This is a genomic window from Desulfobotulus alkaliphilus, from assembly GCF_007830435.1.
GTDB lineage: Bacteria > Desulfobacterota > Desulfobacteria > Desulfobacterales > ASO4-4 > Desulfobotulus > Desulfobotulus alkaliphilus.
On record NZ_VLLC01000012.1, the window covers coordinates 52,118 to 72,803 of the forward strand.

25 protein-coding genes are annotated in these 20,686 nt (G+C 49.4%); 2 read left to right on the forward strand and 23 right to left on the reverse strand.

Features of this window, described 5'->3' with window-relative positions; translation table 11 throughout:
* Positions 1-141: 141 nt before the first annotated feature.
* The 6 genes from LZ24_RS08770 to rplM all read right to left on the reverse strand — a co-directional run bounded on the left by LZ24_RS08770 (position 142) and on the right by rplM (position 4,091).
* Positions 142-903 carry a ParA family protein gene (locus LZ24_RS08770; protein ID WP_144684634.1) on the reverse strand — a complete coding sequence of 254 codons (762 nt, stop codon included), beginning with the start codon at positions 901-903 and terminating at the stop codon, positions 142-144.
* A 193-nt stretch (positions 904-1,096) separates the two neighbouring features.
* Positions 1,097-1,375: a hypothetical protein gene (locus tag LZ24_RS08775; protein WP_144684636.1), complete on the reverse strand. Its 279-nt coding sequence runs from the start codon at positions 1,373-1,375 to the stop codon at positions 1,097-1,099.
* Between the two features lie 82 nt (positions 1,376-1,457).
* On the reverse strand, positions 1,458-1,967 hold the full coding sequence (locus tag LZ24_RS08780) for a hypothetical protein (RefSeq protein ID WP_144684638.1): 510 nt from the start codon (positions 1,965-1,967) through the stop codon (positions 1,458-1,460).
* A 127-nt stretch (positions 1,968-2,094) separates the two neighbouring features.
* Positions 2,095-3,117, reverse strand: a complete 1,023-nt coding sequence (locus LZ24_RS08785) for a type I glyceraldehyde-3-phosphate dehydrogenase (protein WP_144684640.1) — start codon at positions 3,115-3,117, stop codon at positions 2,095-2,097.
* Between the two features lie 119 nt (positions 3,118-3,236).
* Positions 3,237-3,629: a 30S ribosomal protein S9 gene (rpsI, locus tag LZ24_RS08790; protein WP_144684642.1), complete on the reverse strand. Its 393-nt coding sequence runs from the start codon at positions 3,627-3,629 to the stop codon at positions 3,237-3,239.
* A 24-nt stretch (positions 3,630-3,653) separates the two neighbouring features.
* On the reverse strand, positions 3,654-4,091 hold the full coding sequence (gene rplM, locus LZ24_RS08795; RefSeq protein ID WP_144684644.1) for a 50S ribosomal protein L13: 438 nt from the start codon (positions 4,089-4,091) through the stop codon (positions 3,654-3,656).
* A gap of 200 nt (positions 4,092-4,291) precedes the next feature.
* Between rplM and LZ24_RS08800 the strand changes: the two genes are divergently transcribed.
* A complete protein-coding gene (locus LZ24_RS08800) occupies positions 4,292-4,885 on the forward strand; it encodes a class IV adenylate cyclase (protein ID WP_186443022.1) in 594 nt (197 codons plus the stop codon).
* A 206-nt stretch (positions 4,886-5,091) separates the two neighbouring features.
* On the opposite strand, the gene LZ24_RS08805 is transcribed toward LZ24_RS08800, so the two are convergent.
* The 17 genes from LZ24_RS08805 to LZ24_RS08880 all read right to left on the reverse strand — a co-directional run bounded on the left by LZ24_RS08805 (position 5,092) and on the right by LZ24_RS08880 (position 20,423).
* Positions 5,092-5,646, reverse strand: a complete 555-nt coding sequence (locus LZ24_RS08805; RefSeq protein WP_144684648.1) for a bactofilin family protein — start codon at positions 5,644-5,646, stop codon at positions 5,092-5,094.
* A gap of 107 nt (positions 5,647-5,753) precedes the next feature.
* Positions 5,754-7,277: a M14 family metallopeptidase gene (locus tag LZ24_RS08810; RefSeq protein WP_186443023.1), complete on the reverse strand. Its 1,524-nt coding sequence runs from the start codon at positions 7,275-7,277 to the stop codon at positions 5,754-5,756.
* Positions 7,243-8,088, reverse strand: coding sequence for a hypothetical protein (locus LZ24_RS17215; RefSeq protein ID WP_186443024.1), 846 nt, complete (start codon positions 8,086-8,088; stop codon positions 7,243-7,245). Before LZ24_RS17215 ends, LZ24_RS08810 begins: the two co-directional genes overlap by 35 nt.
* Positions 8,055-9,302 (reverse strand): L,D-transpeptidase family protein, encoded by a 1,248-nt coding sequence (locus LZ24_RS08815; protein ID WP_186443025.1) that lies wholly within the window; start codon positions 9,300-9,302, stop codon positions 8,055-8,057. The genes LZ24_RS17215 and LZ24_RS08815 overlap by 34 nt, the downstream gene beginning before the upstream one ends.
* Before the next feature lie 549 nt (positions 9,303-9,851).
* A complete protein-coding gene (gene ruvB, locus LZ24_RS08820; protein ID WP_144684654.1) occupies positions 9,852-10,892 on the reverse strand; it encodes a Holliday junction branch migration DNA helicase RuvB in 1,041 nt (346 codons plus the stop codon).
* On the reverse strand, positions 10,882-11,529 hold the full coding sequence (ruvA, locus tag LZ24_RS08825; protein WP_144684656.1) for a Holliday junction branch migration protein RuvA: 648 nt from the start codon (positions 11,527-11,529) through the stop codon (positions 10,882-10,884). Before ruvA ends, ruvB begins: the two co-directional genes overlap by 11 nt.
* Positions 11,530-11,556: 27 nt before the next feature.
* Entirely contained in the window at positions 11,557-12,033 is a 477-nt protein-coding gene (locus LZ24_RS08830) for a crossover junction endodeoxyribonuclease RuvC (RefSeq protein ID WP_144684658.1), read from the reverse strand.
* Between the two features lies 1 nt (position 12,034).
* Positions 12,035-12,898 carry a tol-pal system protein YbgF gene (ybgF, locus tag LZ24_RS08835; protein ID WP_144684660.1) on the reverse strand — a complete coding sequence of 288 codons (864 nt, stop codon included), beginning with the start codon at positions 12,896-12,898 and terminating at the stop codon, positions 12,035-12,037.
* Between the two features lie 67 nt (positions 12,899-12,965).
* Entirely contained in the window at positions 12,966-13,553 is a 588-nt protein-coding gene (gene pal / locus LZ24_RS08840; protein WP_246118564.1) for a peptidoglycan-associated lipoprotein Pal, read from the reverse strand.
* 16 nt (positions 13,554-13,569) lie between these two features.
* Positions 13,570-14,916, reverse strand: coding sequence for a Tol-Pal system beta propeller repeat protein TolB (gene tolB, locus LZ24_RS08845; RefSeq protein ID WP_144684662.1), 1,347 nt, complete (start codon positions 14,914-14,916; stop codon positions 13,570-13,572).
* 11 nt (positions 14,917-14,927) lie between these two features.
* On the reverse strand, positions 14,928-15,788 hold the full coding sequence (locus tag LZ24_RS08850; protein WP_222427590.1) for an energy transducer TonB: 861 nt from the start codon (positions 15,786-15,788) through the stop codon (positions 14,928-14,930).
* A gap of 11 nt (positions 15,789-15,799) precedes the next feature.
* Entirely contained in the window at positions 15,800-16,216 is a 417-nt protein-coding gene (locus LZ24_RS08855) for an ExbD/TolR family protein (protein WP_144684666.1), read from the reverse strand.
* On the reverse strand, positions 16,216-16,914 hold the full coding sequence (gene tolQ, locus LZ24_RS08860; RefSeq protein ID WP_144684668.1) for a protein TolQ: 699 nt from the start codon (positions 16,912-16,914) through the stop codon (positions 16,216-16,218). The genes LZ24_RS08855 and tolQ overlap by 1 nt, the downstream gene beginning before the upstream one ends.
* A 214-nt stretch (positions 16,915-17,128) precedes the next feature.
* Positions 17,129-18,781, reverse strand: coding sequence for a chaperonin GroEL (gene groL, locus LZ24_RS08865; protein ID WP_144684670.1), 1,653 nt, complete (start codon positions 18,779-18,781; stop codon positions 17,129-17,131).
* Positions 18,782-18,915: 134 nt separating this feature from the next.
* Positions 18,916-19,209 carry a co-chaperone GroES gene (gene groES / locus LZ24_RS08870; protein WP_144684672.1) on the reverse strand — a complete coding sequence of 98 codons (294 nt, stop codon included), beginning with the start codon at positions 19,207-19,209 and terminating at the stop codon, positions 18,916-18,918.
* Between the two features lie 254 nt (positions 19,210-19,463).
* Positions 19,464-19,709 carry an FmdB family zinc ribbon protein gene (locus LZ24_RS08875; protein WP_144684674.1) on the reverse strand — a complete coding sequence of 82 codons (246 nt, stop codon included), beginning with the start codon at positions 19,707-19,709 and terminating at the stop codon, positions 19,464-19,466.
* 150 nt (positions 19,710-19,859) lie between these two features.
* Positions 19,860-20,423 carry a hypothetical protein gene (locus LZ24_RS08880; protein WP_144684676.1) on the reverse strand — a complete coding sequence of 188 codons (564 nt, stop codon included), beginning with the start codon at positions 20,421-20,423 and terminating at the stop codon, positions 19,860-19,862.
* A gap of 120 nt (positions 20,424-20,543) precedes the next feature.
* Here LZ24_RS08880 and LZ24_RS08885 point away from each other — a divergent pair, with 120 nt between their 5' ends.
* Positions 20,544-20,639 carry a 30S ribosomal protein bS22 gene (locus tag LZ24_RS08885; protein ID WP_139447551.1) on the forward strand — a complete coding sequence of 32 codons (96 nt, stop codon included), beginning with the start codon at positions 20,544-20,546 and terminating at the stop codon, positions 20,637-20,639.
* Positions 20,640-20,686: the final 47 nt, after the last annotated feature.

Sequence of the window (20,686 nt, forward strand, 5' to 3'; positions counted from 1 at the left end):
CCGCTTCCGCACAGGGCAAGAAGCTCCCGAATAAGATTGCGTCACGGGCAAATAGCCTGGGGCCTGTGCATCTGTCTTGCAGGTATGGTCTTTGGAAAACGGTGCTGAACAGTTACATAAAATTTACTTAAAAACATTTTTTCAAGAAAGACAGGCATATAAAGCTTCAAATTCCTGACTCAGCTTATGCTTTGGATCAAAATACACCATCGGCTCCCCTGCAAAATGGGATTCACGGATTTTAACGGATGAAGAGATATAAGCAGGAAAAACAGGATAGCCCTCTTCCTTTACCATGGCTACAGCCTTTGCCGGAAAGCTTGCCCTCGCCTGAAAATGATTGATCACAACCCCTTCGAGATGAAGCCCCTCGTTATGATCTGCCCGTATTTCTTCTATCCCCCGGGCAAGGGTCTGCAAGGCATACTGACTGAAGGTGTCACAATCAAAGGGAACAAGGCAGGTATCCGCAGCGATCAGGGCAGAGCGGCTGAAAAAATTCAAAGCAGGTGGCGTATCCACATAGATTTCATCAAAGCCTTCCAGACGCCGTAATGCCTCCTTCAGCTTGAACATTTTATAGCGGCTTTCCAGCTTAGGGCCCATCTCCTCCAGCTCAGGGCTGGCAGCAGCAAGGAAAAGACCGTCAAAGGGAGTGATATGGATCACGGATTCAAAATTTTTTGAGGGGAAAAAACTGACATAAAGATGATCTTTAAAAAAATCGGCAATCCCTGTATCCGGGACATCACGGCTCCCCGAAAGATACTGGGATGCATTGCACTGGCTGTCCAGGTCCACCACAAGAACCTGCTTTCCCCTGCTTGCGGCCACAGCGGCCAGATTACAGGCAATGGTGGACTTCCCCACGCCGCCCTTCTGGTTAAAAACCACACGGATCATCAGGCCTCCTCATTTCAGGGGCATAATCTCAATTCCCCATGGATTATGTCCCGGATAATTTCGCAGCCATAAAAAGATCTGTCCTACGCCTGCGCAATACACCGAATGCTTAGCTCCTACACTGAGCAGCGGCGCCTGTCAACCAGACGGTCTTCCCGATCGCCCACATCCCTGCCTTTTCAGATCAAAAAAATCAGAGAATACCTTCCCTGCGAATCCACTCCCTGTCCCTATCCATAAACGCAGGGTCTGCCGTACGCTGCCATTGATCATCCCTCGAAAAAAAAGAACGATCGTTTTGCCGCCACCGCACTTCAGGATCCTTATCTTTCTGCTGCCAGTTTTTATCTTCCCCGTGAAAGGCCCTGTCCCGCAAACGCCATGCAGCAGGCGCCTCCTCCGCAGGCAAGGAAACAGGTGCAAACAGTCCCACCAGAAAGACTGCCAGTATGGCGGATTTCCGCAGTGTCATCGCTCCGTCCCCGCATAATGCCTGATCCGTTTCACCAGTCCGCCCCGCAACAGCGGATGCATGTCCTTGAAAAACCCTGGGTTCAAAACAAATCCAGAATCCTTGCCTTCTCTTCCTGCATACGGTTTTGCTGACGCTCCTTAAACCAGCGGGCCATCTCCTTGCCTGTATACAAAACTCTGGGGTAGCCCTCATCGGTTTTATCCATGAGAATCCTTGTTCTTTCTGTCTCCCACACCCACCGGACCGGATCTTCTGATTCTAAATTTCCGGCCCCGTATTTACTTTCCAGTACCTGCCTTATTTTATCTTCTCCGTAGGAAGAGGTTTGAGTAAATACGTACCTTGCTTCCAGCAGCCTGTTTTCCACAAAACGATACCGCAAAAAAACTTCCTGATCCAGCAGCCATATCCGATAGGCCAGATAAGGGCCGGACACCGGCTCAGGCACACTTTTTTCTGCCGCCATAACAGCAATTTTTCCCATTCCCCAGCGTACCATACGAAAATCCGGAGGACCAGCCAGCGACTCCTGGACCAGCACCAGAGCAGAAACAAGCAGTATCATCAGAAAATATGGAATTCGAAGCATGGCCCATTCCCCGGCATCGCTGGTATAATTCATCCGGATAAGGGTATCCGGTGCGAACGATTCACAGGAAATATATCGGACAGAACCCAAAAAACTGAAATAAAATCAAAGAACAGACAGCCCTGTTTCAGGCAGGGCAAACCCCTCGCCCAAGGACAGCAGCCGTATCCAGCATGCGGTTGGCATAACCCCACTCATTGTCAAACCATGCCATCACCGTTACCAGATTTCCTTCGGCCACCCGGGTCTGTGTCCCGTCCACAATGGCGGAACGGGAATCATGGTTATAGTCACAGGAAACCAGCATCTCCTCCCCATACCCCATCACATGGGGCTTTTTACATGCGGCCTTCTTTAAAATAGTATTGACCCCTTCTCTGTCCACAGCCTTTTCAACCCTTGCGGTCAGCTGCATCAAAGAAACATTCATGGTAGGCACCCGGAGACTGACCGCCTGAAAACGGCCTTGCAGATGGGGAAAAATTCGATCCAGCCCCCGGGCAAGCCCCGTTTCCACCGGAAGAATGGAAAAACCCGCACTCCTTGTCCTGCGAAGATCTCCGTGGTGATAGGCATCAATCACAGGCTGGTCATTCATCATGGCATGGGTTGTCGTAATCACACCCGAAACGATGCCCAGGGACTGATCCAGCGCATGGATCAGATGACAGATACAGTTTGTGGTGCAGGATGCATTGGAAACAATACTTTCATTTCCGGACAGACTTTTCTCATTCAGCCCGAAAACAACGGTGGCATCCACATCCGGTGCGGCCGGGCAGGAAAAAAGAACTTTTTTTGCACCACAGGCCTTATGGACTTCAGCATCCTCCCTTCGAATCCAGCGACCCGTGCATTCCATCACCACATCCACCCCCAGCATACCCCAGGGAAGACCTTCCATGCTGGATTGACGGGACACAGCAATGGAATCTCCGTTAACAAAAATCCTGTCCTCATCAAATTCCACGCTCCCGAAAAAACGGCCATGGGTGGAATCATAACGGGTAAGGTGGGCCATCACGGAAATATCCGCAGGCTCGTTAATGGCCACAATGCGCAAAGGGCTTTCACCGGAAGTCTCATAAAGGGCACGGAGTACACATCGCCCTATTCTGCCATATCCATTGATTGCAATCCTTATGGTCATGGTTTTTCTGCACCTTGAAAAGTTTCTGGTCAGGCGACTGGGCCACCCTCCCCAAAATCAAAAAGGCAGACCACAGGGCCCGCCTTTTTTGATAAAACAACATTTCCTGAAATAAAATATTAGCGCTTGGAAAACTGAAAACGTGCGCGTGCAGCACGCTGACCGTACTTTTTACGTTCCTTGGCACGGTCATCACGGGTAATGAAACCGGCTTTCTTCAAAACGGCCCGAAGTTCGGGTTCCGCTTCAACAAGGGCTTTGGTAATACCATGCCGGACAGCACCTGCCTGGCCGGAAATGCCCCCCCCTTTCACCGTTACCGTAACATCATAGCGATCTGTTCTTTCGGTCATGGAAAGGGGTTGTCCCAGAATCAGGCGATGGGTGTCAATTCTGAAATAATTCTCAACATCCATGCCATTCACCATGATTTTCCCGGATCCGGGACGAATCCAGGTGCGGGCCGTGGAGGTTTTACGTTTTCCCGTAGCATAAAAGCTGTTTTGTTCCATATGAATACTCCGGATATCTTCGGGTTACTGCAGTTTAAGTTCTTCCGGCTGCTGCGCCGCATGGGGATGCGTCGGACCGGCATATACATGCAATTTCTTGCGGAGTTTACGACCCAGGCTGTTTTTGGGTAGCATACCGCGGACAGCAAAACGCAGAAGATCTTCAGGACGCTTTTCCCGAAGCTTTTCTGCGGTTATGGATTTCAGACTACCCGTGTAACCGCTGTGACGGTAATAGGTTTTATCTGCCCATTTTCTACCCGTCAGACGAACCTTTTCGATATTCACAACCACAATGGAATCCCCTGTATCCGCATGGGGGGTATAAAGGGGATTGTGCTTTCCGCGGATACGGGCTGCCACCAGAGATGCCAGACGACCAAGGACCATATCCTCTGCGTCAATGACCCACCACTTTCCCTGGTTGTCTTCTTTTTTTGCACTGTAGGTATATTTTTTCACCGCTGTCACTCCCGATTAAAATAACAAAATTTCCTATACATTTTAAGGGCCTCCGTCAATGGAAAAACCATTGTTCTTCGGAAACGGGGCAATCCGAAGATTGACGAAAAACCCGTGCCCGGTTAAACAGGCACATAAAAAAAGCAGGTCACCGGCCCGCCCATAACTGCTGTATTAACCCGATTCATGGAGAGCATCCTTTGAAAAATGACCTCGAAATCGAAGTGAAATTCTATATATCAGAGCCTTTGGAGTTCCGCAACCGGATTCTTTCAAAAAATGCCATCTCTGAAGGAAGAATCTTAGAAAAAAACATCCTTCTGGATACCCCTGATCTGCAATTAAGAAAAAACGGTGTGCTGCTGCGTCTGAGACAGACAGATAAATGCACCCTCACCGTCAAAAGCATCCCCCGTAGCGGGCAGGATGGAGAGTTCAAAGTGCTTGAGGAAACAGAAACCGGCATTGAAGATTTTGATGCGGCAGAAAAAGCCTTTGCAACCTTAGGATTTATCCACAAAACAGCCTATGAAAAATTCAGGGAAACCTTCCAGCTCAAAGGTGTGGAAATCTGTCTGGACGAACTGCCCTTTGGCTATTTTGTCGAACTCGAAGGAGAAAAAGCAGCCATCCGGGAAGTTGCGGACATACTGGGCCTTCAATGGGATCAGCGGATCACCCTCAGCTATCGCAGTCTTTTTGAGCGTCTGGCACAGCACCACGGATACGGCTTTTCTGATATGACCTTTGCCGCCTTTGCCAGTGCAGATGCGGATATCCATGCTATTCTGTAAGGGCCATAAGCATGCAAAGTATTTTATTTCAGAAGTTCATATCCATACATACTTTCACTTCAAACGCTTCATACCATTACAAGGCAGCCCGGCTTACTTCTCAGGCACTCAAATCCACAGCCATGAAAAACAATCAAACCTTTTGAGCTTGAGTGCCCGCCCCACTGCTCCTCTAAAAACCCCCTGAAATAATGACGCCTGGCGATTCAGAGAACCTGCCGGATTTTATCTTTCTTATCCAGCGGCTGTTCATCCGCCGTCTTTTCATCTTGTTTTTCCTTTGGCTTTTCTTCCAGCAGCCCTTTCTCATCCTTTCTTTCCCGTGTACAGGTCACTTCGGCATTGAGAATACCACCGCTTTCCACCACAAGATCCTTGCAGGTCACAGTCCCCGCACACTTACCCGTGGCAAGAATCACAACCCGCTCCCGGGCCTGTATATTTCCTTCAAAAACACCACCAATGGTCAGCTCTTCCACCGTTGCATCACAATAAACCCGACCTTCTTCGGCAATAATAACGCTTGCTCCGGAAATGGTACCCTTGACCATCCCTTTAATCACCAGCCGCCCCTTTGCATTGAGAACGCCTTCCACACGAAGGTCACTGTCTATAATTGATAAATTTTTTACCTTGCCCACCTGTGCTCTCCTTTGATTCCCTGCCAAAAGGGGTGTTACCGGGAAAAAAGTGTTCTCCTTTACTTCCCTTTGATTCCGGCCCGTGCCCTTTGTAAACAAACGATACCACTTCTCTTTCATGGTGCCCTCCGTCATCGTCCCGCAACAGATTCCGAGTTGTCAGAATCCGGCACAAGGGCGACCAGATATCAAGATTACCGTTACTCCTGGTCCTAATATAAAAGGACTCAAGGTTGCACAGCCTCCTGCCCGGATAACGTTTCTGAAACCAGACGAATCCTGAAACCACCAATTTTCTCTCCCTTAAGGGATGTTTCTACCGGATAAATTTTTCCCTTGCGATCCTCGGAAAAACGGGGCCACAGATCCTTTGCCGTATCAATGGGATACCCCCGGTCCTCTCCTGTGTTCACATCTATATCGGGAGGTACAAAGCCCTTAAAATTAACCACAAGATCCGCAGGGTCAATGATACCGGATGCTACCTGAACAATTTCAAAAACTGCACCATGGGGTACATCAAGAAGGATGCCATCCTCAATCCACAACGGATTTCCGTTGACACGGATCTCATAAAAAAGACTTTCTCCCTCGGGCTTACGAACGGCATAGTCCTGCTGCACAGTTTTTTCTACTGGAACAACAGCCACAGAACCACAAGGCTGGTGATCCTTGAAAACACGGATCCGCACTGGTTTTTCAATCACAATAGCTTCACCCAGAAGATTTTTCCTGCAAGAACCGTCCATACGCAGGGAAAGTCCCCTGGAATAATTTGCAACAATATGGGAAACACGAATCACAGCACCTGAAGGAACCTCAAGAATCTCATTTTTACCCACCACAACCGGCGCAGAACCTTCCCGTTGAATGATCAGATAATCCAGCACCGGAGAATCCGTTCGCACAGAAGGGCACTCCGGTACAATACCCATATATTCCATAAAGGCATTAATTACATAAATATGGTGATTAATTTTATCTTCAAGGGCAAGGGACTTGCTGGTTTCCACACCAAAGGCCGGGATGCCATGCCGGGTCAGGGCATAAAATGTGGCTGAACTCCGCTGCTCCTTGTGGGGTGAATCCTCTTCAAGGGTCCGGTGATTATTAAAGTGAAAACGATGAAGATCATTGAAGATACGTGTATTAACTCGATCCAGAACATATCCTGCGATGGAAGCAAGATCCAGTGCTTCTCCGTTCTCGTTCCGGTAAATATCTGCATCTGCAATAAGCGATTGTCCATACCTCAGAGGATTCCGTTCCTGGGAAATCCACACCGGAGAATAAAAACCCGATCCATCGTGGAGGTTCAGGAGCAGATCACTTTCTCCCATCAGATTTTTTAATATTTTTGCAATTCTGATCTCATAGGTATCACGACCTCCCGCTTTTCCAAAGGTGCGGTTCATGTCCATGTTAATTTGCCTGCGATACTCCATAATTGCGGGGAAATTAGCCCTTGGAATAAGAATCAGACGGCCTACTTCAAGGCTCATATCCGCATAATGGTCCGCAGCAAGAAAGGCTCCGGGCTCATCTCCCTGAATACCACCGATGATCATCAGGGTTTTGCCTTCTTTTTTTCCACAGATACGATAAACATCCAGAGGATGCTCCGTATCCTCAAACCAGCTCTGCAAACCACACTGGGCATACACAAGCGAAACCCCGAGGAAGGTGATCAGCAAGGCTAAGGCCAGCACATAGTTTCTAGGGGTTGTCCACAACTTCAAAATCTTCAACATGCAGCAAGGCTCCAGCTTCATTAAAAACAAAAATACGATTGGCCTGAAACAGATCAGGATCCAGATGCCCGAAACGAAGACGGACATCCTTAAAGTTCCGAATGGAAAAAAACTGCCCCCGCTGTGGATCCATGGGCCTGCCATTCTGCACCTCCATGGCAGGGGATGCAGGATAAAGGAAAGAAGGCTCCCTTGGTATCAGAACCGATACAATATAACCTGAAACAACGGCATCATTTCGGATATTCCGGATATTGAAAGAAGCCCCATAAGTTTCACCTCGGATACCTGCCCGGTAATTGTCAAGGGCCACCTTGGGAAAGGCAATATCCACCTCAGGAATGGGAGGAGCACCTGTAAGTTCCGGTGGCATTTTCTTCGGATACACCGGCTCAGGTTCTGCTGCGCCCTCCTGTCCAGAAGACCTCCAGTCATTTCCCCAAGAACTCTCTGCTCCTGAATGGATTTCTGAGCTTTCCATAGCAATTTCAAGGGAAGCCACCCTTACCATCAAGCGATGATTTTCCCGCTGCAGTGCCTGAATTTCCTGCTCAAGACCTGCATAATAAACTGATTTTCCGCCAACATCCGGTTCCCATTTGAACAGATACCAGATCCCGGTGAGTATCAGCATCATCAAAAAAACAGAGCCGACAACCATGGCAAGTCCCCACCCAAGGTGCAGGCGCAGCACACGGCCCCGGCTTCCAACCAGAAGAAAACTCCACTTTTCCCCTGGTGCATTGTCTATAGCCTGCTTCTTCGAATACTCGTTTTTTAACCTTCCCAAATCTCTCTGTAAATCTTCCATCGCCCGTCCTCACGTATCAGGTCAAGCCGCTTTCGGCCCCGGGTTGCAAACCCACTGGACTCGTAGTTCTGCACAAAGCGTACTTCTGCCCTTCCTGCTCCCCGCATGCGAATATCCAGAGGTCCCTCCCGTTTTACACGGATATAATCATACTGACGGTTCAACCCCTCTTTATAACGAAGCCATGCCCTCCGGTTCCGGCCCTGGGAACGAAAACCTTCTGCATAAAATGCACCATAGGGTTCTATTTCCTGGCTGGACCATGCCTCAAGCCAGTCGTCCACCATGCGGGTAATGCGATCCTCAGCATTCCACTCCCTGCTAAACGTGTTCAGGCCTGCCATTAATGGCTTGCCCGCTGGCAGAAGAGACTCGGGTGGAGCCAGCCATGGATCCCCCACAATCCGCATATTGCCGTAAGCATCGGGCTCCATGTAAAGAAGCCTTGTCCCCAGATTTTTACTCGACTCTCCGGCCCTTACCATAAAATCAAAAATTCCTGTCACACGGTCCCCGGTACGAAAAAGATCCAGATCCTTAATTTCAAACATCAAATCAATGTTCTCCGCCTCAAACTCACTCCTTAAAATCAGCCAGTCGGACCACCATGCTATATCCGGAAGGAAATCAGCTGAATAAGCAGCAAGATAGGCATGATAAGATTCTGACCTGAGGGCATTTTTCCAGCCATGGATCAGCTTCTTTAAGTTTTCAACTGTCTTTTCCTGGGGGTACTCTCCTTGGAAACCAAGTTTTTCGACAATGATCATGGGAGTCCTGAGAAGCCTTATATCCCTTTTCATGGCGTCCAGATTATGATTCTCAAGGGCCACACAACCATTGCTGTCCATGGGACGCAGGGCTTTGTTGGTTCCATGCAACCAGATGGCATTACCGGTTCTGCCCTCCCTCTGATCCATAAAATTTGGATAATCAATGGGAAAAGCGCCTGTTCCATAAATGGGTGCAAGAAAGCGTTCTTCATGCTCAGTCAGGAAAAAGTAAACGCCTCCGGGAGTTTTTCTGTCACCTTCCAGTCGTTTATCCCCTGCGACCTCTCCCGTGGAACAGGGGAAACTGTGCCTTTCATAGAAAAAACCATCATTATCTTTAGCGTAAACCCACAAGCGCTGCGTTGCCCTTTCAACCACAACAGCCGTAAAGGGACGGGACTCTGTATGGATAAAAACATCAGGAACCTGTACCTGAGCCAAAAGATTTCCAGCAAAAAAAACGGAACAGAAACCCAAAAAAAACGCCTTCACGTACCCCATAGAATGTATGTTTCCCCACCATCTGCGATATCTGACCACGTCACAGGCACAAAGCCCTGACACCTCACCGATCACAACTTCCGGCCTACCTCATCTCATACTGGTGCGCCATTGCTTTAAAGCAGGCAACTTCTGAGTAACTTGAATTTAGTTCTTTTAATTCAAAAGCTTAAAAAATTACCAATTATCCATCACTGATCGAAATTAGTTTGAATCCTGCACAAGTTACTCTATGACAAGACGCCCTGGCAGGGCGTTAACTGCTGTTCAGCACAGTTTATTTTAAAGCTCCAAGGCTATAATTGCAGCAGCTTCGCTGGTGTTGCAAGCCCTCCCCGGCTGTTTGCAGATACCACTACAATCGTTTCGAACCAGAGCTTTGTCCAGAACTCAAGCTATAAAACCAAAGCCAACAATATAAACGATGTTGCCTTTTCAGGCTTGAGTCCCGGAACTTGTCACGGGCAAATACCTGGTGCCTGTTCATCTTTAACAGGGTTCACCAAGCCCGAGATGACCATAGGCTGGCGCTCCCAGACGCCGCCCTGCAGATGTCCGAACCACAAGCCCTGTCTTCAGAAGATAGGGCTCCACCACATCCACCAGCGTATCACTTTCCTCCTGCAAGGTTGCAGCAATGGCTTCAATACCTACGGGCCCCCCTGCATAAAACTCCAGTATGGTCCGCAGGTAGCGACGATCCAAAGGGGTCAGCCCCATGGCATCAATCCCTTCCAGAGCCAGCGCTTCATGCACCGTAAGGGCACGAATTTTCCCGTCTCCCCGTACATCGGCATAATCCCTAACCCGCTTCAAAAGACGATTAACAATCCTTGGGGTTCCACGACTGCGCTTTGCCAGTGTTTCAGCCCCCTCCCGCAGTACCGGAATTCCCAAAAGTGCAGCAGAACGCAAAACAATACGGACCAGATCGGCCTCATCATAAAAATCAAGGCTTCTGAAAATTCCAAAACGATCCCGCAAGGGAGCCGACAGCAGGCCCACCCTTGTGGTTGCCCCCACCAGGACAAAGCGGTTCAGGCGATACCTGTGGCTGCGGGCATGAACCCCCTTGTCAAAAACAAAATCTATGGCAAAATCTTCCATGGCGGAATAAAGAAACTCCTCCACCGTCCTTGGCAGCCTGTGGATTTCATCAATAAAAAGAAGATCTCCATCGGAAAGATGGGTAAGAATTCCCACAAGATCTCCGGCTTTTTCCAGGGCAGGCCCGGAAGTGAGGGTCAGACGTCCGCCCATCTCATTGGCAATAATATGGGCAAGGGTTGTTTTACCAAGACCGGGGGGACCGTGCAGCAGTACGTGTTCTAAGGGTTCTCCCCTTTTCCGGGCCGCAGCAATGGCAATTTCAAGGGTCTCTACGGTTTCAGTCTGGCCGACATATTCCTGAAGACGGGATGGACGGAGGGAAAAATGCGCCTCCAGCTCTTCTTCTGGTTTTGCTTCCGGGCTCATCACACCCCTAGCCGCCGAAGAATACAGAAGGGGGGAGTCAGATTCATCGGCCATGGCTGCCTCCCGGCATATTACTCCTCAGAACTTCTTCCAGCAGATTTTCAGGACTGTTAATTTCAGGACAGCGTTTCAAAGCCGAATGAATCAGTTTTTCAGCCTCCACCGTCTTATATCCCAACTGATCCGTCATGACATGGACCACCACCGGAATGAGATCCTTTGCATAAACAGCAGAGCACCCCACTGTTTCAGGATCTTTTTTAACAGGAGAATCAAGGAAACGCTCCACCTTCCCCCCCAGTGTTGCAACGATTTTCTGGGCGGTTCGTTTTCCTACACCTTTGAGTGCAGAAAGTCCTTTTACGTCGGCAGCCTCTATCAGCCGGGCAATTTCTCCCACTGACAGGGTCAGGGCCTTGGCCGCCTTTACGGGGCCAATATCTTCCACCGTAAGAAAGATCTGAAAAAATTCTTTTTCCTTTTCCGTATGAAAACCAATGAGAATCGGCCGGGGCTGACGTTCGGTCTGATGATAATAGATATGAAGGGCCAGAGATGTGCCGGGTTCTCGCCCTTCCAGGGCCTGAAGAACCACAGCCGGAAGAAAAACTTCATACCCAACCTGCTGCACAAGCAACAAAATGCGGTCTTCTTCCATTTTAAAAAGGGTGCCTTCAAGATAGGCAATCATAATACTCCATAATATTTTTTTCCGCTATCATGGAAAACGGAACAGGCCGATAAGGGCAAGGGCCAGAGCATCAGAGGCATGGTCAGGACGGATGGGGCCTTCATGGCCCAGAGCATGGCGAACGGCCCTTTCAAGCTGATTTTTAGAAGCACTGCCGCTACCCGTCAGTACTTTTTTTGCCTCCCGCACAGCCACTTCCCGCACGAAAACGCCCTGCTGGCATCCAGCCACCAGCAGAACCCCTGTCACCTTCCCCAACAGGATGCCGGAACGGGGGTACTCCCTCAGGGAAAAAATATCTTCCACAACCATCAGATCCGGCTTTTCCGCCAATAAAAGATCCGATACCTGTCCATAAATTTTATTGAGGCGCTCAGGGAGAGCTGCTTCCTTTGATGTTTCTATACAACCAAAGGCATAACTGGATATACGCGTTCCCATTCCCCGGACCAGCCCAATGCCTGTCTTTGCAAGACCGGGATCCACCCCCAGAATCGTTACCATCTCATAATTGCCGCAGCTTCCTCTGGGCAATCAAGGACTCACTGGAGCCCGGATATTTTCGAAGCAGCTCTTCCAGAATCAGACGGGCATTGGCCTTTTGCCCCAGCTTTTCAAAGGCAAAGCCCTGCTTGAGAAGGGCCGATGCCACCTTATTGCCTTTGGGGTAGTTATCAATCACCTTCTGATATTCAAGAATGGCCTTTTCATACCATTTTTCACGATAATAAATATCCCCTATCCAGAACTGTGCATTATCCGCCAGATTTGAATCGGGGAAATGTACAAGTATTTCATGAAAACCATCCCGGGCCTTTTCAAAAAGACCATTATCAAATGCCTGTTTTGCCTCTTTATAAAGGGCATCCAGATCCGGAGACAGATCGGGGATATCCACCTTTTTTTCTTCGTTTACAACTTTTTTCCTCTCCAGCTCCTCCCCTGAAGATTCAAACCCCACATAATCAGCCATATGCTGCATCCGACCGGAAAGGGTCATCAGGCTGTCTTTTAAAAAGGCAAGCTCCTCTGCAAGAAGATTCCGTTTTTCCGTAACACCCCGCGTCCGGAAAGTGCTTTCTTCCAGACTCCCCTGCAATTCCTGAATTGCAAGTCTCAGATGATCCATTTCCGAACGCATACGGGCAAAGGAGGACCGGAGATCCTGCTCCTGGGCTTCCATCCTGCCCTCAAGCTCCCCCATACGGGCAACAACTTCACTCTCCGCACGCAACCGGGTTTCCCGCTGTTCTTCCATCACCCGGAGACGACTATCCATGTCGATCACTTCATGGCGTGTTGCACAACCGGAAAGGAAAAAAACCGCTGAAACAAAAAGCCAGACGCTGCATCCCTTCGCTTTTATCATAGATTTTTCCCCAAAAAAACATCCGGAGCGACCCTGTCAGAGTTCGCCCGGATGTCTGAGTCATGCTTTACCGGATAACAAACTGTGCCCGGCGATTCTTTGCCCATGCGGCTTCATTCTGGGCAGGATCCAAGGGACGTTCCTCGCCGTAGCTGATGGTAGCAATACGGGCATCGGCAATACCACTGTCCACCAGATACTGTTTTACGCTGCGGGCACGCCTGTCTCCAAGGGCAAGGTTGTATTCCCTTGTCCCCCGCTCATCACAGTGTCCTTCCACGATAATTTTTACTTCGGGATTATTCCTCAGCCATGCCACCTTGGCGTCCAACACCTTCATGGCTTCTGAAGTCAAAGCAAAGCTGTCAAATTCAAAATGGACATGCTGCTCAAGAAATGCTGCCTTGGCTTCGGCTTTTTTTCTGGCTTCGGCCTTTTCCCTTTCAAGACGTTCGGCTGCAATACGGGCTTCCTCAGCCTTCCTTGCCTCTTCTTCCGCAGCAAGACGCGCAGCTTCTTCCTCCTGGCGCAGCTGCTCAGCCATTTCCTGCTCTGCCAGATCAGTCCCTCCGGTCTTGCCGGCACAGGATGCCAGCACCATCACACAGGGAACCGCCAGAACCAGACCAAAACGAACCCACGATTTTACAGACATACATCCTCCTTTAATCCTATTCAAAACGTACAGGTTTCAACGACCATCTCGGCGTAGTCTGACCGCCTGGCATGGACAGCAAACGACGCTGGTCTGTACCATAGGCAGTCATAACATAAAGATTGAAAACACCTTCACGGGAAGATGTAAAAGCAATCAAACTGCCATCCGGGGACCAGGTCGGGTCTTCATTATCCCTGGAATTCTGTGTCAGCTGGACAACTCTCTGCCCGTCAAGATCCATGCGGTAGATATTGATTCCTTCGCCCCTGCGCATCCCCACGAAAGCCAGATGCCTGCCATCGGGAGAAAAAGCCGGAGATGTGTTGTAATTCCCTTCATATGTGAGTCTTTGCACTCTGCCGGACTCCATATCTTTCACATAAATCTGGGGAGACCCCGATCGCCTGGACACAAAGGCCATTTGTTTTCCATCGGGAGAGAAGGCGGGAGAGACATCAATATCCCAGCTATGGGTTAATTTTTTAATCACTTTCCCCTGACCGGTCAACAGGTAAATATTCTGGTGGCCTTCGAAGGAAAGGGTTGCAGCCAGTTGAAAAGCACCCGGAACCCAGGCCGGAGTGACATTCAGACCGGGCTTTGACACATGAAAACCACGCCCTCCGTCCAGGTGCCGGATAAAAAGATCAGGATTGCCTTCCCTGTAAGAAGTATAGGCCAGCCAGTTACCGTCGGAAGACCAGGCCGGTGAAAGAGCAATACTCTGATCCTTTGTAATCTGACGCACACCCGTACCATCATAGTCACATATATAAATTTCCTTATGCCCGGTAGTATCCGATACAAAGGCCAGCCGACTTTCATAAAGCCCCTGACGGCCAGTTACCTGAAACAGAACCTCACTGGCAAAAAGCCTGAACATCCTGCGGTAATCGGATACCGGCCCACGGTACCGCTTGCCCACCACAAGGCTTTCCTGAACCACATCAAAAAGCCTGCACTCCATTTCCAGCTGCCCGTCCCCTGCAAGGACAAGGCCAATGCTGGCGAGAAGTTCAACGCCCTGCTTTTTCCATAGGGAGAAATCAATTTTTGATGCCACAATGCCATCAAGCCCGGGAAAACCCGGCGTATCATGGGCAGACTGCACCATAAAATAACCAGAAAAATCCACAGCTCCTGCAAAATATTCCAGTCCCTTTTCCCCTGCATCCAGAAGGGCTTCCTGTTCGCCCGCCAGCACAAAAGCCGGTATGGCAATGGGGATTTTACGCAAAAAAGGGGCATGAATATCAATAATGGGAACCTCATCCATGGAAGACGAGGGCCCGGGGAAAACAATCAGAAGGCCAAAAATCATTACAAAGACTGTCGCATAACTCCAGATTTTCTTTTTCATGCCATCCCCTGTCACAGATCCACCCCTTTATCCGTAAAACGAAAACCAATGGCTATACGTTCATCAGGCAGGGCATCGGGAAAAGACGGAAAGGGCTCTGCCTTGAGTATGGCCCTTCTCGCAGACTCATCAATACGCCTGTTTCCTGAAGACTGCTGAAGCACAAGATTTCTGACCCGGCCTTCACGGGTAATATGAAAAACCACGACAGCTCCTTCAGCCGATCCGCCGGACCCGGCATAGGCCCAGTTCTGCTGAACCCTATGTGCTGCCATGGAAATATAAACATCCCTGGCCCGCCCCGCTGCGGCTCCGCGAACCCCTTCAACTCCTGACGGCCCAGATCCGCTACCTGCAGGACCTTCTGCAATCTCCTTTTCGGTACTCTCAAAGACCTCCTGAAGGGCCGCAGGCCTTCCTTCCTCCTCCACCCTCCTTGCCATATCTCCCAGAGCAGAATCCAGAAGGCTTCTGCGAACCTCTTCCGCTGAAGGGCGGGATCTCTGAGGAACACTGGGCCGCTTAAGGGGAATGGGAGCCTCTGCCTGTTTTTTTGTAAGAGCTTCCTTTGGTTTTTCTTCAGCGGGCAGCCGAAGGGTTTCCGGAGACTTTACCGGCAAGGGCTCTGGCGGCGAGGAAGGCCTTGATACAGCAGGCGATTTTTCAGGAACCGAAGCCACAGACCCCGATTCTGTAGCAGACCCGGAAGAAGGAACAGGCGCCACAAGATCTACCAGCATGGGACTGATCTTCTGGGGTACAGCGATACCGAACCATCTGGGAAACAGCATTGCGGAACCCAGAAAAAAAACATGGGCTGCAAGGGACAGGGCAAGAAAGAGCCCGAAACGGTTTTCCAGACCGGGCATCATGTCCGCAACCCTCATTCTGCTTTATCTCCAAGGGGTTGGGTCAGCATCCCCAGTCGCGTGACCCCTGCCTTGCGCACGCCGTTCATTACTTCCACCACCCTGCCATAGGGTACACCTGCATCGGCCTTTAAAAGAACCTGAGCATCGGGATCCCCACGGAGAAGGTCTGCCATGCGGTTTTCCAGAAACCCGGGAGCAATTCGCACATCCTGAATCCATACAACGCCATCCCTGTCCACCACAAGAATCAGGGGATCATCAGCTCCTTCGAGTGCCGCAGAATCCACCTGCGGCAGATTCACCTCTTCACCCTGCTGCATCATAGGTGCCGTTACCATAAACATAATCAGCAATACCAGCATGACATCCACAAAGGGTGTCACGTTGATATCACTCATCATCTCACCATTTTTAAGGCCGCCGGCCATCAGGATTCTCCCGGGATACGGTGCAGATCCCGCTCCACGATATTTAAAAAATCCGCAGAAAAATTTTCAAGTTCAGAACCAATGGTACGGATTCTGTGCAAAAATGTGTTGTAGGCAACCACCGCAGGAATGGCCACACCCAGACCGATGGCCGTTGCAACAAGGGCCTCTGAAATCCCCGGAGCCACCACAGCCAGACTGGCCGATCCCTTGAGCCCGATACCATGGAAAGCTTCCATAATTCCCCAGACGGTTCCAAGGAGACCTATGAAAGGAGCCGTATTCCCACATGTGGCAAGAAAAGACACCAGTTGCCCCATCCGGGTAACCTCAGCGGAACAGGTCCGGTCCAGGGTTCTTTTCAAGGTACCCAGACCTGCAGCACCAGTGGCAGCGCCCTGTGCTCCACCGGTCCTTCCCATGGCATTCAGTTCTTTGTAACCAGCCCGGAAAAGACGGGCAGCAGGACTTTCACCCATGTGTTTCATTTTGGCATAGACGTCTGAAAGGCTGGCGCTTTTCCAGAAAAACTCCTGAAAACGAAGGGATTCCTGATAATCACGGCGAAGAGAAAAAAATTTTATAAAAATAATCGCCCATGAAACCACAGAAAAAAGAAGCAGAACCAGCAGAACAAGCTTTACAACAATACCCGCAGAACCAAGAACCGTAAGTAAATCCAAAGAATCGTGGGCCATAATCACTCCCTGAAAAAAAACGGGGTATCCACATAAAAACCAAAAGACACCCCCAAAAATAATGCAACACAATACCTATAGGACACCGCAGGCCATGTCAAGAAAAGGAGAATCCAAACCTTATCCTATAAAAAAAACAAACCCCTGACATGCATAAAAATGCACATCAGGGGATTAAAAACCAGCTAACCATAACAGGCAAAATATCAGCGGATTACATCATGCCGCCCATACCACCCATACCACCCATGCCACCCATACCGGGTGCGCCCATGGCAGCGCCACCGGCATTCTCTTCGGGCTTGTCTGCAATCATGGCTTCGGTGGTCAGCATCAGGGAAGCCACGCTTGCAGCGTTCTGAAGGGCAAAACGAACCACCTTGGTGGGATCGATAACACCGGCCTCAATGAGATCCTCATACACATCCGTTGCTGCATTGTAACCAAAGGGCCCCTCTCCCTGCTTCACCTTGTCAATAACCACAGAGCCTTCCACCCCGGCATTGTTGGCAATCTGGCGCAAAGGCTCTTCCATGGCACGCATAATCACACGCACACCAAGCTTGTCTTCCGCCTTGAACTTGGCTTTTTCCAGAGCTGCCATGCAGCGCACAAGGGCCACACCACCGCCAGGCACAATACCTTCCTCTACGGCAGCACGGGTTGCGTTGAGGGCATCTTCCACCCTTGCTTTTTTCTCTTTCATTTCCGTTTCAGTGGCAGCACCGACACTGATCACGGCAACACCACCGATAAGCTTGGCCAGACGCTCCTGCAGCTTTTCACGGTCATAGTCAGAAGAGGTCTCATCAATCTGGGCCCGGATCTGCTTGACACGGGCTTCCAGGGCCGTACGGGAACCGGCACCATCCACGATGGTGGTATTTTCCTTATCAATGGTGATGCTCTTGGCCTTGCCTAAATCTGTCAACTGAAGAGCCTCAAGGGTGATACCCATATCTTCAGAAACCACCTGACCACCGGTAAGAACAGCAATATCTTCCAGCATGGCCTTTCTTCTGTCACCAAAGCCGGGGGCTTTTACCGCTGCAACACTAAGGGTACCCCGAAGTTTATTCACAACCAAAGTGGCCAGGGCTTCGCCATCCACATCTTCTGCGATAATAACAAGGGGCTTGCCCATTTTTGCAACCTGCTCAAGAACGGGCAGCAAATCTTTCATATTGCTGACTTTTTTCTCACTGAGCAAAATATAGGCATCCTGCAGCTCACAGACCATTTTTTCCGTATCCGTGACAAAGTAGGGAGAAAGATAGCCACGGTCAAACTGCATCCCCTCAACAACATCCAGGGTTGTCTCCATGGATTTGGCTTCTTCTACGGTGATAACGCCTTCCTTGCCCACTTTTTCCATGGCATCGGCAATGATATTGCCAATGGTTTCATCGCTGTTGGCAGAGATGGTTCCCACCTGGGCAATTTCACGGCGGTCCTTGGTCGGCTTGCTCACCTTCACAAGCTCCTTGACGGCAACCTCAACGGCCTTATCAATACCCCGCTTGATCATCATGGGGTTGTTACCGGCCACCACAAGCTTCTGTCCTTCTTCATAAATTGCACGGGCAAGAACCGTTGCCGTGGTTGTACCATCACCGGCCATGTCAGAGGTTTTGGAAGAAACTTCCTTAACCATCTGGGCACCCATGTTCTCAAACTTGTCAGACAGCTCGATTTCCTTGGCAACGGTAACACCATCCTTGGTCACCGTGGGAGAACCCCAGGACTTATCAATAACAACATTGCGACCTTTGGGTCCAAGGGTTACAACAACGGCATCCGCAAGGGTTTTTACGCCCTTAAGCATTTTTGCACGGGCATCTTCACTGTAAATAATCTGTTTAGCCATTCCATATCTCCATTCAAATCAAATCTGGTTTTTTATTGAAGTTTAAAAAATCTAAACCCGGGTACTGAATTCCCATAATCAAAGACCCTGCCAGCCCTCTTAATTTTTCAAAGTCCCTGACAGGTTCCGGCTTCTTACGCCTCATCCACAATGGCGTAAACGTCATCCTGGGACATCATCAGAAATTCTTCACCGCCCATTTTCACTTCATTCCCGCCATATTTACTGAAAAGCACCCGGTCTCCCACTTTGATATCCATGGGAATACGCTCTCCCTTATCATTCATACGACCGGCACCTACAGCAATAACCGTTCCCTCTGCGGGCTTCTCTTTGGCAGTATCCGGAATAATAATGCCACCCTTGGTGGTTTTAGCCTCTTCGGTACGCTTGACAACAATACGGTCAAACAAAGGTCTGATGTTCATTTTGAAATCTCTCCTTTTAAAAAAATGGGCAAAAAGTTGATTCATTTGGATTACTCCGGAATCCGGCCAATACTTTAATCACGACCAAAGGCTTGTAAAGTGTCATGAAAAAAAATCTCTCTTTTTTTCATCCTTCAAAAGCAGGGTACAGACACCACAAAGCCCGACTCCGGGAAATTAAAACAAAAAAAATCCTTCACCATAACGATGCCGAATCATAAAGATTCTCTTCAAGAAAGGCCAGACACCTGATTTCATTCCGTATCTGATGAAACAGAAGAAGAACCCGTATCCGATACGGGTGCTGAAGAAGGTGCCTTGTTTCCACCATAATCCGTTACATACCAGCCCCCTCCCTTAAGATGGAAAGTCGTCTGGGACATAACCTTGCGAACAGATCCGCCACAGCCCTGACATCTTGTCAGGGGAGGATCGGATATTTTCTGCAATACATCCATCACCTGTCCACACTGGGCACATTCATACTCATAAATAGGCATGCCACGATCTCCTGATCTGAAAAAAGACACAAAACTTTAAGAAAAAAGCACGTATCCCAAAGACAGCTAAAGATAGTCAGTTCTCAGCCCTTGTCAAGAAATCCTGCCGGATACACACCAAAAGAAAACAGACGAAATAAACATTTAAAATTAAAAAGAATCCAGACCAGACCCCTTGTTGTGATAAAAAAAAGACCGCACAACATCCATCCCTGCAATCATAATTTCCGAAGCGATACTGTCCGTAATTTCCTGCACCTTTTTTTCCTCCTGCATGCGCACTTCCGCAGAAGCCTCAAACAATTGCAGATGCCTTGAAAAACGAACCACATGCACCAGTTCATGCACAAGAATATAGACCAGAAATGCCATTTCAGAAATCTGCCTGTTCTCCCGCAGACAACGCAGAATGGAACCATCCTGAAGACAGATCCGGTAGGCCGTAAATGCTGACGCCTGGGTACTTCTCTGCCAGGGAATCCCCACATAGCGCAGCACCTGGGCATAGGCGTGATCCGCATGCTCATGGTCAAAAAGATCCTTTGCCGTCTTCACGTCATAGCGCAGACGTCCCCATCCCGATGTACTCATTTTGTAAAAACCGGCAACGGACTCTTCGGCAACGGGCAGTGCCGCATCCAGAATTTCCAGCATCCCGCCGGTAAAAAAAACTGTTCCCTCACCAGGTTCCACCAGCACCTCCCCGGCTGTCACGGTTTTTCCAGAAAATCATATGGACAAGGAGAGCAGCAGCATGCTACTAAAGCAACTTATCGATTTGCCAGAAAGATCGATGAACAAGATTTTTTTTCCTTTCAGACTGGAGGTGATATTTTGGGTAGTGTTATTAAAAAACGCAGAAAAAAAATGCGGCGCCACAAGCACCGGAAACTTTTGGCGCGTACACGCCATCAGCGCAGAAAAAAATAATTTTCATGCCTTTTTCCGGCAAAAAAAAAGCACCCGTTTCCGGGTGC

Excerpts from the sequence above, each read along its gene's own strand:
- LZ24_RS08770 (WP_144684634.1), bottom strand. The coding sequence starts at position 903 with ATGATCCGTGTGGTTTTTAACCAGAAGGGCGGCGTGGGGAAGTCCACC.
- LZ24_RS08775 (WP_144684636.1), bottom strand. The coding sequence starts at position 1,375 with ATGACACTGCGGAAATCCGCCATACTGGCAGTCTTTCTGGTGGGACTG.
- LZ24_RS08780 (WP_144684638.1), bottom strand. The coding sequence starts at position 1,967 with ATGCTTCGAATTCCATATTTTCTGATGATACTGCTTGTTTCTGCTCTG.
- LZ24_RS08785 (WP_144684640.1), bottom strand. The coding sequence starts at position 3,117 with ATGACCATAAGGATTGCAATCAATGGATATGGCAGAATAGGGCGATGT.
- rpsI (WP_144684642.1), bottom strand. The coding sequence starts at position 3,629 with ATGGAACAAAACAGCTTTTATGCTACGGGAAAACGTAAAACCTCCACG.
- LZ24_RS08805 (WP_144684648.1), bottom strand. The coding sequence starts at position 5,646 with ATGAAAGAGAAGTGGTATCGTTTGTTTACAAAGGGCACGGGCCGGAAT.
- LZ24_RS08810 (WP_186443023.1), bottom strand. The coding sequence starts at position 7,277 with ATGTTGAAGATTTTGAAGTTGTGGACAACCCCTAGAAACTATGTGCTG.
- LZ24_RS17215 (WP_186443024.1), bottom strand. The coding sequence starts at position 8,088 with ATGGAAGATTTACAGAGAGATTTGGGAAGGTTAAAAAACGAGTATTCG.
- ruvB (WP_144684654.1), bottom strand. The coding sequence starts at position 10,892 with ATGGCCGATGAATCTGACTCCCCCCTTCTGTATTCTTCGGCGGCTAGG.
- ruvA (WP_144684656.1), bottom strand. The coding sequence starts at position 11,529 with ATGATTGCCTATCTTGAAGGCACCCTTTTTAAAATGGAAGAAGACCGC.
- LZ24_RS08830 (WP_144684658.1), bottom strand. The coding sequence starts at position 12,033 with ATGGTAACGATTCTGGGGGTGGATCCCGGTCTTGCAAAGACAGGCATT.
- ybgF (WP_144684660.1), bottom strand. The coding sequence starts at position 12,898 with ATGATAAAAGCGAAGGGATGCAGCGTCTGGCTTTTTGTTTCAGCGGTT.
- pal (WP_246118564.1), bottom strand. The coding sequence starts at position 13,553 with ATGTCTGTAAAATCGTGGGTTCGTTTTGGTCTGGTTCTGGCGGTTCCC.
- tolB (WP_144684662.1), bottom strand. The coding sequence starts at position 14,916 with ATGAAAAAGAAAATCTGGAGTTATGCGACAGTCTTTGTAATGATTTTT.
- LZ24_RS08850 (WP_222427590.1), bottom strand. The coding sequence starts at position 15,788 with ATGATGCCCGGTCTGGAAAACCGTTTCGGGCTCTTTCTTGCCCTGTCC.
- LZ24_RS08855 (WP_144684666.1), bottom strand. The coding sequence starts at position 16,216 with ATGGCCGGCGGCCTTAAAAATGGTGAGATGATGAGTGATATCAACGTG.
- tolQ (WP_144684668.1), bottom strand. The coding sequence starts at position 16,914 with ATGGCCCACGATTCTTTGGATTTACTTACGGTTCTTGGTTCTGCGGGT.
- groL (WP_144684670.1), bottom strand. The coding sequence starts at position 18,781 with ATGGCTAAACAGATTATTTACAGTGAAGATGCCCGTGCAAAAATGCTT.
- groES (WP_144684672.1), bottom strand. The coding sequence starts at position 19,209 with ATGAACATCAGACCTTTGTTTGACCGTATTGTTGTCAAGCGTACCGAA.
- LZ24_RS08875 (WP_144684674.1), bottom strand. The coding sequence starts at position 19,709 with ATGCCTATTTATGAGTATGAATGTGCCCAGTGTGGACAGGTGATGGAT.